Source organism: Paraburkholderia polaris, assembly GCF_012927345.1.
Lineage (GTDB): Bacteria > Pseudomonadota > Gammaproteobacteria > Burkholderiales > Burkholderiaceae > Paraburkholderia > Paraburkholderia polaris.
Genome location: NZ_JABBGJ010000010.1, coordinates 105,870 through 120,928 on the forward strand (window position 1 = coordinate 105,870; position 15,059 = coordinate 120,928).

13 protein-coding genes are annotated in these 15,059 nt (G+C 55.3%); 7 read left to right on the forward strand and 6 right to left on the reverse strand.

The features are described from left to right. Window positions 1-40: 40 nt before the first annotated feature. Window positions 41-1,258 (forward strand): reverse transcriptase family protein, encoded by a 1,218-nt coding sequence (locus HHL24_RS11295; RefSeq protein ID WP_329606615.1) that lies wholly within the window; start codon window positions 41-43, stop codon window positions 1,256-1,258. A gap of 100 nt (window positions 1,259-1,358) precedes the next feature. On the opposite strand, the gene HHL24_RS11300 is transcribed toward HHL24_RS11295, so the two are convergent. The 3 genes from HHL24_RS11300 to HHL24_RS11310 all read right to left on the reverse strand — a co-directional run bounded on the left by HHL24_RS11300 (window position 1,359) and on the right by HHL24_RS11310 (window position 2,865). Beyond that, the gene (locus tag HHL24_RS11300) at window positions 1,359-1,688 is read right to left on the reverse strand and encodes a hypothetical protein (protein ID WP_169485571.1); all 330 of its coding nucleotides are present in this window, start codon (window positions 1,686-1,688) and stop codon (window positions 1,359-1,361) included. Window positions 1,689-1,720: 32 nt separating this feature from the next. Further along, window positions 1,721-2,047, reverse strand: coding sequence for a hypothetical protein (locus tag HHL24_RS11305; protein WP_169485572.1), 327 nt, complete (start codon window positions 2,045-2,047; stop codon window positions 1,721-1,723). Between the two features lie 71 nt (window positions 2,048-2,118). Continuing rightward, window positions 2,119-2,865 (reverse strand): putative type VI secretion system effector, encoded by a 747-nt coding sequence (locus tag HHL24_RS11310; RefSeq protein WP_407947493.1) that lies wholly within the window; start codon window positions 2,863-2,865, stop codon window positions 2,119-2,121. Window positions 2,866-2,895: 30 nt separating this feature from the next. On the opposite strand from HHL24_RS11310, the gene HHL24_RS11315 reads away from it, so the two are divergent. The 6 genes from HHL24_RS11315 to HHL24_RS11340 all read left to right on the forward strand — a co-directional run bounded on the left by HHL24_RS11315 (window position 2,896) and on the right by HHL24_RS11340 (window position 10,422). Beyond that, on the forward strand, window positions 2,896-3,213 hold the full coding sequence (locus HHL24_RS11315) for a hypothetical protein (RefSeq protein ID WP_169485573.1): 318 nt from the start codon (window positions 2,896-2,898) through the stop codon (window positions 3,211-3,213). A 734-nt stretch (window positions 3,214-3,947) separates the two neighbouring features. Further along, window positions 3,948-6,017 (forward strand): type VI secretion system Vgr family protein, encoded by a 2,070-nt coding sequence (locus HHL24_RS11320; protein ID WP_169485574.1) that lies wholly within the window; start codon window positions 3,948-3,950, stop codon window positions 6,015-6,017. A 425-nt stretch (window positions 6,018-6,442) separates the two neighbouring features. Further along, entirely contained in the window at window positions 6,443-6,904 is a 462-nt protein-coding gene (locus HHL24_RS11325; RefSeq protein WP_169485575.1) for a hypothetical protein, read from the forward strand. A 154-nt stretch (window positions 6,905-7,058) separates the two neighbouring features. Continuing rightward, window positions 7,059-8,624, forward strand: a complete 1,566-nt coding sequence (locus HHL24_RS11330; protein WP_169485576.1) for a recombinase family protein — start codon at window positions 7,059-7,061, stop codon at window positions 8,622-8,624. Further along, window positions 8,621-9,523, forward strand: a complete 903-nt coding sequence (locus HHL24_RS11335) for a ParB/RepB/Spo0J family partition protein (RefSeq protein WP_169485577.1) — start codon at window positions 8,621-8,623, stop codon at window positions 9,521-9,523. Before HHL24_RS11330 ends, HHL24_RS11335 begins: the two co-directional genes overlap by 4 nt. Then, complete coding sequence (locus HHL24_RS11340) at window positions 9,520-10,422, forward strand: plasmid partitioning protein RepB C-terminal domain-containing protein (RefSeq protein WP_169485578.1); 903 nt, start codon at window positions 9,520-9,522, stop codon at window positions 10,420-10,422. Before HHL24_RS11335 ends, HHL24_RS11340 begins: the two co-directional genes overlap by 4 nt. Before the next feature lie 215 nt (window positions 10,423-10,637). On the opposite strand, the gene HHL24_RS11345 is transcribed toward HHL24_RS11340, so the two are convergent. From HHL24_RS11345 to hsdR, 3 genes are read right to left on the reverse strand one after another with little or no spacing between them, the layout of a single operon-like run. Beyond that, window positions 10,638-11,357 carry an IS6 family transposase gene (locus tag HHL24_RS11345; RefSeq protein ID WP_169485579.1) on the reverse strand — a complete coding sequence of 240 codons (720 nt, stop codon included), beginning with the start codon at window positions 11,355-11,357 and terminating at the stop codon, window positions 10,638-10,640. Between the two features lie 18 nt (window positions 11,358-11,375). Then, window positions 11,376-12,569, reverse strand: coding sequence for a class I SAM-dependent DNA methyltransferase (locus HHL24_RS11350; RefSeq protein WP_206002806.1), 1,194 nt, complete (start codon window positions 12,567-12,569; stop codon window positions 11,376-11,378). A 37-nt stretch (window positions 12,570-12,606) separates the two neighbouring features. Next, entirely contained in the window at window positions 12,607-15,039 is a 2,433-nt protein-coding gene (hsdR, locus tag HHL24_RS11355; RefSeq protein ID WP_169485642.1) for an EcoAI/FtnUII family type I restriction enzme subunit R, read from the reverse strand. Window positions 15,040-15,059: the final 20 nt, after the last annotated feature.

Consider the following 15,059-nt stretch of genomic DNA (forward strand, 5'->3'; position numbering starts at 1 on the left):
CGAGCGGATGACGCGTGTGTTGGGGGAACACGCGGATTGGATGAATGGATTGGCGCGCAGGGTCGCGAAGCGATTTGGCTCGCGGTGGGACAGCGTCGAAAGTAAAGAATTGTCGAAGGTTGTTGCTGAGAACACCGGCTTTGTCTCGGCGTGGAGGGGTGAGAACCGTCCGAGGGTCGTTCGTGTGTTGACTCGCCCTCCTTTTCAGCGGCCTCCTCCGCCATGGTTGCCTGACGCGGCGCTACCGCAGTTGCCGACGCTCGGCAATCTGGCCGCGTGGCTGGAAATCGAGCCGGACGAACTGGACTGGTTTGCTGATCGCTGGCGTGTGCCTGCGCAGAGTGCGGCGACACCGCTTCATCACTATTCGTACAAGGTGGTCGAGAAACGCGACGGGCGGTGTCGGATTGTCGAAGTGCCCAAATTGCGCTTGCGGGCTTTGCAGAGGAAAGTGCTTCACGGTTTGCTCGATCGGGTTCCTGCTCACGATGCAGCGCATGGTTTTCGACGTGGGCGGAATACGGTTACATTCGCGGCGCCACATGCCGGGAAGGCGGTTGTGATTCGTTTCGATCTAACGGATTTCTTTGCGTCTGTCCACGAGGGGCGCGTTTACTCCACGATACGTGCTTTCTGTTATCCGTTGGAGGTTGCGCGGGCGTTGACTGCGCTGTGTACCAACCGGGTTCCAAGTGGTCGTCTGCTGGCGCGGGATGTGCGGGACAGGATCGATTGGCAGGAACGGCAGCGGTATCGGAACCGGCATTTGCCGCAGGGTGCGCCGACTTCGCCTGCGTTGGCGAATTTGTGTGCTTTTCGGCTCGACATAAGGCTTGCCGGACTGGCGCGATCTCTCGGCGCGACCTATACACGCTATGCCGATGACCTAGCGTTTTCCGGTGGTGACGATCTCGCGCGGATGGCTCAGCGGCTTGAGATTCGCGTGGCGGCGATTGCTATTGAGGAAGGGTTTGCGGTCAATCTAAGGAAGACTCGCGTGATGCGTCGGGGTGCGAGACAGCATCTCGCTGGGGTTGTGGTGAACAGTCATCCGAATCTTGTGCGGGCGGAGTTCGATGCGCTGAAGGCGGTGCTCACGAATTGTGTGAGGCACAGGCCAAGTTCGCAGAATCGCGAGGGACATTCGGAGTTTCGCGCGCATCTGGCCGGCCGCGTCGCACATGCTGCGATGCTGAATGCGACAAGGGGCGCGAAGCTGAAGCGGATCTTCGAGCAGATCGAGTGGGGCGGAGTTTAAGTATGGCGGTCCATTCGCCAAGACTACGAACCCTAACCGCCCGCCGAGCCCCGTGCGCCCTCGTCGCCTGCTACGTTCGTAACCGCGCAGTAGTTAACGTCTATTGAAGCCAGCCCTTAGCGACATAGGCTTCATTTTTCTGAAACCCAAGGTCGGCTGGCAGTTCAGTTAGGCGGAGCACTTTTACTTCGCCGTCAGGCAAGCTAACGAGTTGCTCTTCGCCTGCATGAACTGAGGCCGGCTGTAGTACTTTGCATTTCTTATCGTTGACGTAATTATCCGCCAACGCCTGATAAGTGCCGTAGATGGTCGATTGATAATCGATCCAGGCACCCGCTGCATCTTGCGCCGAAGGACACGCGATCGTATCTTTCAGCGTCTCTTTCTTTGAGCACGCGGCGGTCGCTGCTGAGAGTATGAGCAGTGCCATGCATAGGCGGAACGTCGATTTAGATCTCATTTTTAGACAGTAATCAATCTTATGACCGTTGACACGATGATCGCGACAACAAGTGAGCCGAACATCAGGATGTAGCGCCGTCTTGCGGAAAGCGGCGGATGCTCCGCCTGAATCCGGGCTGCGGATAAATATGAAACAGGAAAAAACGTGGCACTTCCGATCAGAAATAACAGCACTAGATCAGACATGCGCCAGTTCAACGAGCCGGCGGACATGTAGTTGTTCCCGCTGACAATCCAGTTGATTGCGCTTACAAGCAGGGCAGCGAGACAGAGTCGCGCTGGCAATGCATAGGGAGCCTTCTTTAACGCCTCCGTCCATTTCATCATTGCAACCGCCTGATAGTTTTAATTTCCGCCGTGACCGCCTGTCAGGACATGTCGACTGCATTGATGCTGTATCAATACCCGTTAATAGCGGAAATACAGCACACCCAACGGCCCCGGGTCGCCGGGCTTCTTCCCCTTCTTCGTGATCGATGGGAGATCAATGCTCTTGACGTTTTTCCAGCCGAATCCATCAAAAATGCCTTCGCGAGACGTACAAAACCCATCATCTTGCTCGATATCCTTAGCGCGATGAATCCAAACACCAGTAGCCCGGACAAGCCCCCCATCAGCATGTAAGTGACGAACGAGTAATAATCTATGTCGCGTCTCAGGGCCATCATGACAATACCCAGGACCCACATGAAAACATACAATGCTCCGAATATCTTGATGAGCCAAGCAAACGTCGCCTTGTAGTGAGCATATCGGCCGCGACTACAGTGCGGGTACAACGCAACGATCTTGTCGTCAATGCGTCGCACTCCATAACCTTGCCACCCGTCGTCCGCCTCCTCCGCGACAACCTCTACTTCGTCACCGTCCTTAAATACGGAAGTCCATACCCAGGCTCGGATACGCTTTTGATCTAAGTTGAATTCAAGTAGGTCCGCCTCTTCAGTGGTGTCTATTGCCATACCGCTCAATCCGACGGCAATTCCCCCTAAGCCAACAACCCCTGCGGTGATCGCCGCGGCTCCCATCTTCGTGCGATCCGCCGCCGTAAATAAAAAGTCCTGACTTCGGCGCGTTTGCCGCAAATTGCTGATCCGCCCGCGTAATAGCTGGGCAGTCGATCCGGATGTCGTTTCAGCTTTCATTCAGCCCCCTCGGAAGAGGGGAACCCATTCATGAGTTTTGGCGATGTTTTTATGGTCTTCCTCGCACCTCTGGCTGCCCTGGTAAGCATGAATTTCACGACACGCGCAGTTTTCTATGTCGATCGATGCAAGGTGGGTCGCACCACGATTCTTTACGAGAACATCGCTTTTGTAAACCGGGGGCGCTTTCTGCTGGCGATCCGGTATAACCGCCCGAATGAAGCGCGTACCAGTCCGCGTCGAGCCGCACTGTCATTCTATGAAATGCGTCGACACGAACAGGAAAAGTGTCTGGAGATTTTGCATTCGCGTCTGACTGAAAAGGCTGTTTTAAACTCCCGCTTCTGAATCCGGAAGGGTACCGAGCGCTGCTGCGAAGCCTCCCGTCGATCGCTTATGCTTTTGCGGCGATTAAATGTCTTGCCTCATCAGGTTAGCTCGATCGATCGGCGGGTGGCGAGATACTTAAGCGCCGGAACGGCTTAATGGGCACAAGCGCCATGCGGATGTTGAAAACTCGAAAAGAAAGTGTAGCGTCTTTCCCCGGCCGAACTATCTGACCTTCTTTCGCTAAAGGAACTGGAACCAGTGGAGCGACGAGCCGAGGGAGACTGGGCGCGGCCACTTTCGGTCATTCGTGGTCGCTTCCAAAATGGACGATAAGTCCTGCCGAAGTTATTTCAACAAATGCCTCACCACTGCCGCCATACTTTGCTTTTCTTTGACCCGCCGTATCGCTTTTAGCTTGAATTCGAGCGCGTACTTTGTCCGCTTTGCCTTGCCGGTCATCGCCAGCTCCTTGCTTGAGTTTATCTGTTCAGCAAGGGATTTGTTTTACGAGGGCAAACTCATTGTCACGAATCTCATCTTGCTAATTGGGAGACGTTTACAGTAACGCGCACGTTCTCAAGAAAATATTTCCGATTTCAAGAATTTAACAATTTGATCGGAATGTATTTCCGGTCGCCGCCGCCTTTAACAGGAACGGATAGCTACATTCAAAGGGAATGTTTACCACGCGCTATCATCAGACTTAGAATCTGCGGGCTAGAACCAATACGTGACAAGACGGGGTGCAAAAAATGGGCGCAGCTGACCTAATCGAACAAATTCGTTCGGGAATATTCCAGAATGAGCGTTTGCTCAAACTGGATACGCCTATCGGTGCGAATGCATTGCTCGTCCAGCGAGTGGTTGGAAACAGCCGCATAGGCCGCGATTACGCATTCACCGTCGACGTCGCGTCTACAGACGAAAACATCGAACTTAAACGGCTTATCGCGCAGCCCGTTACGCTATGGATGCAGCAAACCGACAAATCGTATCGGCCAGTGCACGGCTTCGTTCACACCGCTCGCCGGCTCGGCTCGGATGGCGGGCTGACCAGCTATCAAGTCGCATTTGCATGCTGGTTGCATTTTCTGCGGTTCAGACGTGATGCGCGCATCTGGCAGGACGTCACGGTTGATGAAATCATTACTGACGTATTCAATCAGCATCCTCAAGCCCAAGGCGCATTTCGCTTTGCGCTGAATAAGCCGCTTCAGCCGCGGTCATTCTGCATTCAGTACGAAGACGACTGGAATTTCGTCAGTCGTTTGATGGAAGCTGAAGGCTGGTACAGCTATTTTGAACAGGCCGACGACGGACAATCGCACAAGTTGGTGGTGACGGACAATCTGGATTCGTTCAAATCTGCGTCACCGCAAAGCGTGGCGTTCTATCGGGCGGGCACTAACAGCGAAACCGACGCGCTCGTTCAATGGTCCGGTACCCGGACGCTGCAAAGCACCTCGCTTGTCACGAGTACATTCGACTATAAATCGCCGCAATATGCGAAAGGCACCAATATCCCGACGGTCGGCAATCAGGGTTCATTGCCTTCGCAAGCGGAAGTCTACGAATATTCCGGTGCGTACACGTATCGCGAGCAGGACCGTGGCGACGCGCTTTCGAAGATCCGCATGGAGGAGTGGGAGTCGCGCGCAAAGCGTTTCTATGGCGTAGGCGCAGTGAGGCGGATCGATGCAGGGCAGTGGTTTGAACTTGTCGATCATCCGGATCATTCAGGCGGCAACGAGCAAGAGCGGCAATTCGCCGTGCTAGCAGTGGATTGGGTTATCGAGAACAATCTGCCGGTATCACGTAGCGGTGCCGATTTTCCGCATAGCCTCCAGACTAAGGTCAACACGACACGCGCCAATTTCGGCCCAGTGCAGCCGTCCGCGCTGATTCCGAGCGGCGACGGCAGCACCGGCTTTTTCATGGCGACCATTGAGGCTCAGCGGCGCAGCATTCCGTTTCGCAGTCCGTTGGACCATCACAAACCCGTCATGCCGACGCAGACCGCAACGGTCGTCGGTCCCTCGGGTGAAGAAGTCTTTACGGACTCGTTGAATCGCGTGAAGGTCCGCATGCACTGGGACCGGATCAATAGCGGTGACGAAAAGGCATCCTGCTGGGTGCGCGTGTCATACCCGAATGCCGGCAGCAACTGGGGCGGCGTCTTCGTGCCGCGCATCGGTCAGGAAGTCATCATCACGTACATTGACGGCGATCCTGACCGGCCGCTCATTACAGGCCGCGTCTATAACTCCGCAAGCTCGCCGCAGTGGCACACGCAGGGCCAGCTGTCCGGCTATAAGTCAAAGGAACATAAAGGCTCGGGGTATAACCAGCTAGTGCTCGACGATTCCACCGGTCAGAATCGCGCGCAGCTTTACAGCACGCAAACCGCAGCACAGTTGAATCTCGGCTATCTGGTCTCGCAAACCGACAACACGCGTGGCGCATTCCGCGGCACGGGCTTCGAACTTGCCACCGACGCCTACGGCGCGATCCGCTCCCAGAAAGGGCTCTACATCAGCACGTTTGGCCGTCCGGCTGCGAGCGGTGAGCAACTCGACGCCACCGAGGCGCGCGGTCAGTTGACCGCAGGTCAGCAGTTGTTGAGCGCAACGGCGGACACTGCGCAACAACACGGTGCAGCCGATATGCAAGCGATCGACTCGCTGAAGACGTTCACAAATGCCACCCAATCCAGCTACGGCGGAAGCGCTTCGCCTGCCTTGTCGGCTTCCCCCGCGTTAGACGAAATGCGTTGTGTTATGTCGAGTGTCACATTATGTGAAAAACCCTATGTTGAAAATTAAGGGTTATTTCAAAAAACCTGACATGACTCAGACCCCTCTCTGCCAAAGAAAATGAAAAAAAACGGCGGCTGTGCCGCAATTATTGAAAATTTCCGACACGTCGTCGAAAAGCCTTGCCAGCGTCGCATTCGGCATTCCCCAGTGTATTTTTTGCACCCGCCTATAGCTGCTCAAGTTCATCGCTGTGAAGACTCGCGGTTTAGGGACAGATTGAGCCGCCAAGCGTCGCTGCGACCTGATGGTCCGCGAGACCCATCGGAAGAACCCTGCTGCAGGTCGCAACGCAATTTAGGTAAACTGGACCGGCCCCATATCGCGACGCCGTGGCTCCATTTCCGGCCTGCATTGACGTACGCGCACGATCGGGGAGATGGACGCCGGCTGCCAACGTGCTCCGAATCGCTACCCCATTAATGGAGTGCGTGATGAATAGCGTTCGCCGTTGTCTCGCCTGCGGTAACCTTTTTCCTCCCTTGCCACATGTGCCGAATCAGCACTTCTGTTCCGCTGCTGAATGCCAGCGCGAACGGCGGCGGCGCTGGCAACGAAAGCAATTGCGCATCGATCCGGACTATCGCGATAACCAGGCGCGGGCGCAAGCAAACTGGCGCGCCCGCCACCCCGACTATTGGCGCCATTACCGCGCAACTCACCCGAGCTATCGAGCACGTAATTGCGCCCTGCAGCGGGGCCGGAATAGGCATTTGCCTAACAAGTTTGCAAACATGGACGGGTCGCAACTCAAAGCCGCGGTGTCTTCGGGCTTTTATATCCTGCGAAGCGCGCTTGAGACCGACCTTGCAAAGATGAACGCGTTCGTCGTCCACATCTCCGTGCTGTCAACGCTAAGCAGGTCGTCAGACGACAATTGCAAAGAGATGACGTGATCGATTTTATTGTCGAGACTGCTATCTTTGACTTGTACCCGCGCCGACCTCACAGCGTTCTATGCGAAGTACGACCGCAACTGGCAAATAGACGTCCAGTGCTTAGCGACGCACTGAGACGGAGCATGAACGAGACGCTGGCTGGAGCGAAACCGTGTCACTCGATCACACAAGCGATGCAATCGTCTTGCAGGCTCCCGCGGTGCGAGCAGCGCAATATGTTCGAATGTCAACCGAGCATCAGCAATACTCAACCCAGAACCAGAGAGACAGGATTAGCGACTACGCAGCACGTCGCGGTTTCACAATCGTTCGCACGTATGCGGACGAGGGGAAGAGTGGTTTGCGTATTGATGGACGCCAAGCACTCCAGCAGCTGATTAACGATGTCGAAAGTGGAAACGCTGATTTTCGCGTAATCCTCGTCTATGACGTCAGTCGATGGGGAAGATTCCAGGACGCGGATGAAAGTGCGTACTACGAGTATGTTTGCCGGCGCGTCGGAATCCAGGTTGCGTATTGTGCTGAGCAGTTCGAAAACGACGGCTCGCCTGTTTCCACTATCGTAAAAGGAGTGAAGCGCGCGATGGCTGGTGAGTACAGCCGTGAACTTTCAGCCAAGGTATTCGCCGGGCAGTGCCGCCTGATTGAACTTGGGTTCCGGCAAGGAGGGCCCGCCGGATACGGACTTCGCCGCGTGCTAATCGACCAGCACGGGATTATGAAAAGCGAATTGCAACGAGGCGAACATAAAAGCCTGCAAACCGATCGTGTCGTATTGGTGCCGGGGCCCGAAAGCGAAACTCGGATCGTAAACCTCATCTACAACTGGTTCATTGAAGAGTCTCTCAACGAATACGAGATCGCAGCCCGTCTGAATAACATGTCGGTCCGGACGGATCTTGATCGCAACTGGACGAGGTCAACTGTTCGCGAGGTACTGACCAACGAGAAATACATCGGCAACAACGTGTATAACCGTGTCTCGTTCAAGCTCAAAAAGATGCGTGTAGTGAACCCACCTGACATGTGGATTCGCAAGGAGGGCGCGTTTCAGTCAATCATACCCAGCGAAGCGTTCTACACGGCGCAGGGCATCATGCGCGCAAGGGCTCGACGCTATTCGAATGAGGAGCTCATTGAGCGCCTGCGCAACCTCTATCGCAATAGGGGCTTCCTGTCTGGCTTGGTCATCGACGAGACGGACGGCATGCCATCCAGCTCCGTCTACATGTATCGATTTGGTAGTCTGATTCGCGCATACCAGACCGTAGGGTTCACACCCGGGCGCGATTATCGCTATATCGAGACAAACCGTTTCCTCCGCAAGCTTCATCCAGAGATCGTAGCTCAGACTGAAACGAAAATTGTGGACCTTGGTGGCTGCGTTCTACGTGATCCAGCGACGGATTTGCTGAGCATCAACAGAGAGTTTACGGCCTGCATAGTTCTGGCCCGATGCCAGGCGCACGACAACGGGAGAAACCACTGGAAAATAAGATTCGATACAAGCCTGTTGCCCGACATTACGGTGGCGGTAAGACTATCGCACGCGAACACCGACACACTAGATTACTACCTGCTGCCGCGACTGGACTTTGACCAACGACGAATCAACCTCGCTGACCAGAATCCGACGGAGTTCGAATGCTATCGCTTTGATACGCTTGACTATCTATACGGAATGGCCGAAAGAGCGCGCTTGCGGAGAGTAGCATGAACCAGATTCAGCAAGTCGGCCAAGTGCAGATGGTTCCAGTCAACAAGATCGAGGTCATCAATTCTCGAGAACGCAACAGTCGGGTGTTCAACGACATCGTGGTCAACATCAAGACGATTGGTTTAAAGAAGCCTATCAAGGTCACAAAACGTTTAGCGAGCGACGGCACCGAAAAGTACCTGCTCGTCTGCGGCGAGGGCCGCCTGAAGGCTTTTAAGTCGCTGGGCGAAGCGAACATACCCGCGCTAGTCGTGGATGTCAGCGACGAGGACGCGTTCATCATGAGCCTCGCCGAGAACATTGCGCGGCGCACATGCCGACCGCTTGAACTCCTCACCGGAATACGGCAATTGCAGGAGCGAGGATATACGCCGAAATCGATTGCCGAGAAAACAGGTCTTAACCCTCACTACTTGACCGGTATCCTTTCCCTGCTCCACCAAGGCGAGGAACGACTGGTCGTCGCTGTCGAGAAAGGTTTGATTCCGCTAAATGCGGCGCTCACAATTGTGGGCGCAGGTGATGATGACGCCGCCGTACAGGCCGCGCTTCAAGATGCATACGAATCAGGAAAATTGCGAGGCAGGGCATTAATGGATGCGCGCCGCGTTATCGATCGACGCAAGACACTTGGACGCTCCGCCAGTCGCGTCATGTCTCGTAAGACCTCAGACGTAACACCGTCAAGTCTTGTTCGAACCTACCAGAACGAAGTAGCGCGTCAGAAGGCTATGGTGAGAAAAGCTGAATTCGCGCACCAAAGGCTCATGTTTGTCGTTGGCGCGCTTAAACAGTTGCTCGCTGATGAGAACTTTGTCAACTTGCTCCGCGCAGAGGGTCTCGCAACGCTCCCAAAATATCTGGCTGAGCGAGTCTGGTCAGGAGGGAATTCGGTATGACTGGCGTCACCCTTGCTTTCATACCTGAGCCATTGTCGATAGCGCTCGATCATATTCTGCCGTCGCGTCGACTACCCTCGACGATCTTCGATTCGCGGAAATTCCGACAGGTGCGGTCTTCCATCGAGGAAATCGGACTCATTGAGCCACTTTCCGTCAGTGCAATGGATCAGACTACCGGAAACTATATTCTGCTGGACGGGCATGTGCGACTTCTCGCGATACAGGATCTGAGACAAGTGGAAGCAGTGTGCCTTGTCGCCACTGACGACGAAAGTTACACGTACAACAACAGGGTGAACAGACTTTCGACGATACAGGAACACATAATGATCCGTCGTGCAGTCGATCGCGGCATTTCGCCGGAACGACTGGCGAAAGCGCTTGCCATCGATGTAACCTCGATTTTGAAAAGACTGTCTCTTCTCAACGGAATATGCACCGAGGCCGCCGAACTACTTGGAGACAGGCAGTTCTCGTCGGACCTTTCTCGAGTGCTTCGCAAAATGAAGCCAACGCGGCAGGTTGAGTGCGTCGAGCTAATGGTTGCAGCCAACAACGTCACCGTGGCGTACGCGGAGGCACTTTTGGTAGCGACGCCTATTGCGCTACTTGTTGAAGGGAAAAAGCCTACCAGACTTGCTGGAATCAACCCTGAGCAGATGGCAAAAATGGAGAGGGAGATGGGTAATCTGCAGGGGCAATACAAGCTAGTTGAGCAGACGTACGGTCAGGATGTACTGAATCTCGTGCTTGCAAAGGGATATCTTGCGAAGCTGTTGAAGAACGATTCTGTTACCCAACATTTGCGACAGCACTATCCGGATTTGTTTTCGGAATTTGGGGTCATTGTTGAAACTGTGTCTCTCGATCGGCAGCAGTTCAGTGCAGTTGCCTAGCTGATTCGATCAAACATGCGGCGGGAACACGTGAACCTGTAGACGGCTCTTTCGACTCGATTCCACCCCTGTCCCTTCTCGCGAGAGTGGCCGAGCGAATTGCGGACGGCCGGATTCTGGAACTCATCCAGCACTTTCTCAAGCAGGACATCATGGAAGGGGTTCTGGTGCAAATAGATGATTTCGGCGAGCTAATGCCACCAGATCAGGACACCTTATTGAGCAGCGAGGACCGCATTCCAGACGGCAGGCATGGTGGTATCTTTGAGGTACAGGCCGTTCAGGCGAAATTGCCCCTTGCGAATACGGTGCATCAACTCAATGCCCGCAACGGTGGTGGCCGCGTTCCTGAAGCGTTTGAAGCCGAGCATCGCGTTTGTTCTGGACTTTACGTTGCGATGGTCCTGCTCGATCAGGTTATTGAGATATTTTGAGGATCGAACCTTCGTGTCCTCAGGCAGCAGGCCCTCGGCCTTCATCTCGCGCACGGCGCGATGCGAGGCCGCGTAGCCATCGAGCGTGATCGTCTTCGGAGACTGGCCCTGATGCTTGATGGCCTTACGGAAAAACGCTTTGGCTGCCTTCACGTCACGCTTTGCGCGAAGCACGAAATCTACCGTCTGGCCGACCCGATCAGCCGCCCGGTAAAGATAGACCCATCTGCCACGGATCTTCAGGTACGTCTCGTCAACCCGCCACGACTGTTCCGCAGGTATTGCGAAACGATTCCAACGCTTGACGAACTCGGGCGTATAGCGCCGCACCCAACGCAGGATCGTCGTGTGAGCAAGCGCCAGCCCTCGCTCAGCCATCATCTCGACGAGATCGCGCAGGCTGAGCTTGTAGCGCAGATACCAGCGCACACAAAGAATGATCACGTCACGGTCAAAGTGACGGCCGGCGAACAGTCCGTCCAGACTCTTCAGCTTGCTCATCGCGGGCCCTCAAATCGGTCAGGCCGACACTCTAACCGATTCGTTGATCGCTATTTGCACCACAACCAAGAACAGCAGGTTGGTCTTGATCGTGGTGTAGGGCGCGAACACGCCCTTGGGTAGGCGAATTATCGTGTGCAGCTTGCAGTCGCGCAACAGCAGCTTCTTCAACGTGGCCTTGATGCCGTCGCCAAACAGGAAGCCATCGGGCAACACCACTGCGGCGCGGCCGTTTTCCTTCAGCAGCTTCTTGACGATGAGCGCCATGAACATGTCAGCGGTTTCGCGGGTCCGCAACTCGGTCGGGTAGTCACTGCCAACGCCATCGTCTTCATAGCCACCAAAGGGGGGGTTGGTAATTACGCAATCGACCTTGTCGTTGGCGCTCCACTCGTTCCACCCTATGCCGAGCGTGTTGCGGTGCTCGATCTGGCTAGGCACGTCGATGCCGTGCAGCAACATGTTGGTGGTGCAGAGTAGATGGGGCAGCTGCTTTTTTTCGATGCCATGAATCAGCCCTTCAATGGCACGCTTGTCCTTTGCGCTCGCCTTGGTACTGAGCTGGTGACGCAGGTGGTCGATCGCCGCAGTCAAAAAGCCACCGGTGCCGCAGGCTGGGTCGAGCACGGTCTCGCGCCTCTTCAGGCTGGGATTGACGCGATCGGCCATGAAGGCGGTGATGGCGCGCGGGGTATAGAACTCACCTGCGTTGCCAGCGCCGCGCAGGTCGTTGAGCATCTGTTCGTAGACGTCGCCCAAGTTGGCGCGGATCTTGAAATCGTGGAAGTTGATGGCCTCTTCCAGTTTCTCGATCACGGCCAGCATCTGTGGGCCGGATTTCATGTAATTGTTAGCGTCTTCAAAGACGCTCTTGATCACCTTGTGCTGTGGACTCTGGTTGGCGTCGATCTTCTCCTTCAACGCGGGGAATAATTCGTTGTTGACGAAGGAGATCAGTTCGCTACCAGCGATCTGAGGCTTCTTCTTCCCATCGCTGTCCGCCACATATGCGGCCCAATTGCGCCAGCGAAAGCGTTCGGGCAGAGGCGACTTATATTTCTGGTTGTCATCTTCCCATTCTTCCTCGCGCTGGTCGAAGACTTTGAGGAAGAGCATCCACGTGAGCTGGCCTAGGCGTTGAGCGTCGCCGTCGACGCCATCATCCTTGCGCATGATGTCCTGGATTGATTTGATGGTACTGCTGAGATTCATCTGGTTATTCTCTTGTAGTGCAGCTTCTGGCTATTGCTCAGGCCTGCTTTTGTTCGGGGGTTTCGTACAGCGCTTGTTCGAGCTCGTGCACGGCTTGGGTGTACTGCGCGATGCTGCCGAAGATGCCGCGCCGAATTTGCGTCTTGCTGCCGAACTGGTCGAACGGCGGCAATTCGAGCACTTTGGCGTCCTCGATGTCTTGCACGCCGTGATTGGCAAACTTATCGAGCAGGGCTTCGAGCACGGCGCGGGCTTGCTGGCCGTATTTGCCGAATGCGTCGCGCTTCTTGACGTTGTGAGCCCGCTCTCGCCGGGTGAGCGGCTTTTGATCGAAGGCGACATGGGCGACCAGATCGAAGGCATCCAATTCGCTGCCATTGGCTACAGCTTGTTGTAGGATATCCAGCGACACACCGTGCTGGGCCAATTCTTCCAGCACTATCTGCTTGCGCTCGGCGGCGTTCCAACGGCGCAGGAAGTCGGTGAGGCTACCGAATTCGCTTTGCAAGGTTTTCTTGATGGCGTCCTTGAGCAGGATTCGGTAGTCCTCGGTGATGAGTCTTCCGTCGGCGTCCAGGTACTGCGAGCGTTCAACGGCCACGCTCACGGTTATGTCGTCGATGACGTATTTGATGCGACCCTCGCCCATGCTTGCGCCGCCCCTAGTATCGCCGCGGTGCTCTGTGCTATCGCCGCCAAAGTCGTGCTGCGACGGATCAGACTCCGTAGTGCCAGGTGGGTCGATGGTGTCGGGCGGTGCCACAGGCTCGCCGGGCTTGGGTTCGTAGATCACCACAGGCTCGCCGTCGAAATCAGGGTCTGCAAACAGCCGCGTAGCGCCCTTGAAGTCCATGATGGTGAAGTAAAGCTTCTGGTAGTCGTCGCGCAGGCGGGTGCCACGACCGATGATCTGCTTGAACTCAGTCATTGAGTTGATGTTCTGGTCCAGCACGATCAACTTGCAGGTCTTGGCGTCTACGCCCGTGGTCAACAGTTTTGAGGTGGTGGCAATGACGGGGTAAGGCTCGTCGTTGTCGATGAAGTACGACAGCTGAGCCTTGCCTTCGTTGTCATCGCCAGTGATACGCATCACGTAACGACGGTTGCTGGCGGCGGCCGGGATCAGCTTGGCCAACTCTTGTCGCATCCGTTCCGCATGGTCTTGATCGTCGCAGAACACGATGGTCTTGGCCATTGGGTCGGTGGCCTTGAGGTATTCCCAGACCTTGCTGGCGACCAGTTGGGTGCGCTTCCCCAGCACCAGATTTTTATCGAAATCTTTGGTGTTGTACTGTCTGTGCTCAACGACTTGGCCGAGCTTGTCGACCTTGCCTTTCGCGGGGGTGTAGCCGACTGCGTCAACATCGGTGGCAATGCGGATAACTTTGTAGGGCGCGAGGAAGCCGTCTTCAATGCCTTGTTTGAGCGAGTAGGTATAAATTGGCTCGCCGAAATACGTGATGTTGCTGGCTTCCTTGGTTTCCTTGGGCGTGGCGGTCAAGCCTAAGTGGGTAGCCCCGCTAAAGTAATCGAGCACATCTCGCCAAGCAGAATCATCTGCGGCGCTGCCCCGGTGACATTCGTCTACGACAACGAGGTCGAAGAAATCGGCAGGGAATTGGCGATAGATTTGTTTCCACTCTTCCTTACCGGTGACGGCCTGGTAAAGTGCGAGATAGATTTCGTAGTTTTTCTTGATCTCGCGATTGGTAATCTTGTGCATCACTTCACCGAATGGGGCAAAGTCCTGCTGCATGGTCTGGTCAACCAAAATGTTCCGATCTGCCAAGAATAGAATGCGCTTCTTGGCTTTGGCCTTCCACAGTCGCCAGATGATCTGAAAAGCTGTGTAGGTCTTGCCGGTGCCAGTGGCCATGACAAGCAGTACACGTTGCTGCGCCTTGGCAATGGCCTCGATGGCACGATTGATGGCGACCCGTTGGTAATAACGAGGCTCTCGGCCGGTGCCATCAGAATGGAAGGGCTGTTCGATGAGTTTCACCGACTGGGGCTCGGTCAAGCCTTTCCATTGCTGGTACAGCGGCCAGAGTTGGGCAATAGACGGAAAATCGCAGATTCTAAGCTCGCGCTCCACGGGCTGAGTTAGGCCCGTGCGGTCATGAATGAGAAAAGCGTTCCCGTTGCTGCTGATAGCAAACGGCGCATCCAGCATCTCAGCGTAGGCTAGTGCCTGTTGCATGCCGTGGCCCACCGAGAACTTGGCCTGTTTGGCTTCGATGACAGCGACAGGGACATCCGGTCGGGCGTAAAGCACAAAATCGGCGCGCTTTGGGCCGCCTTTAGCGTCGGGATTTTGAATGCGCGTGGCCAGTTTGCCGCGGACCATCACGCGCCCCGCTGTGAGAGGAACTTCCTCGCGAAACTCGTGCTGCTGCCAGCCCGCCTGCCGAATGGCTGGAGTGATGTATTTGGTGCAAATGTCGCGTTCGCTGAGCTGGTACTTATCCAATTCCATGAATTCCCCCGGTG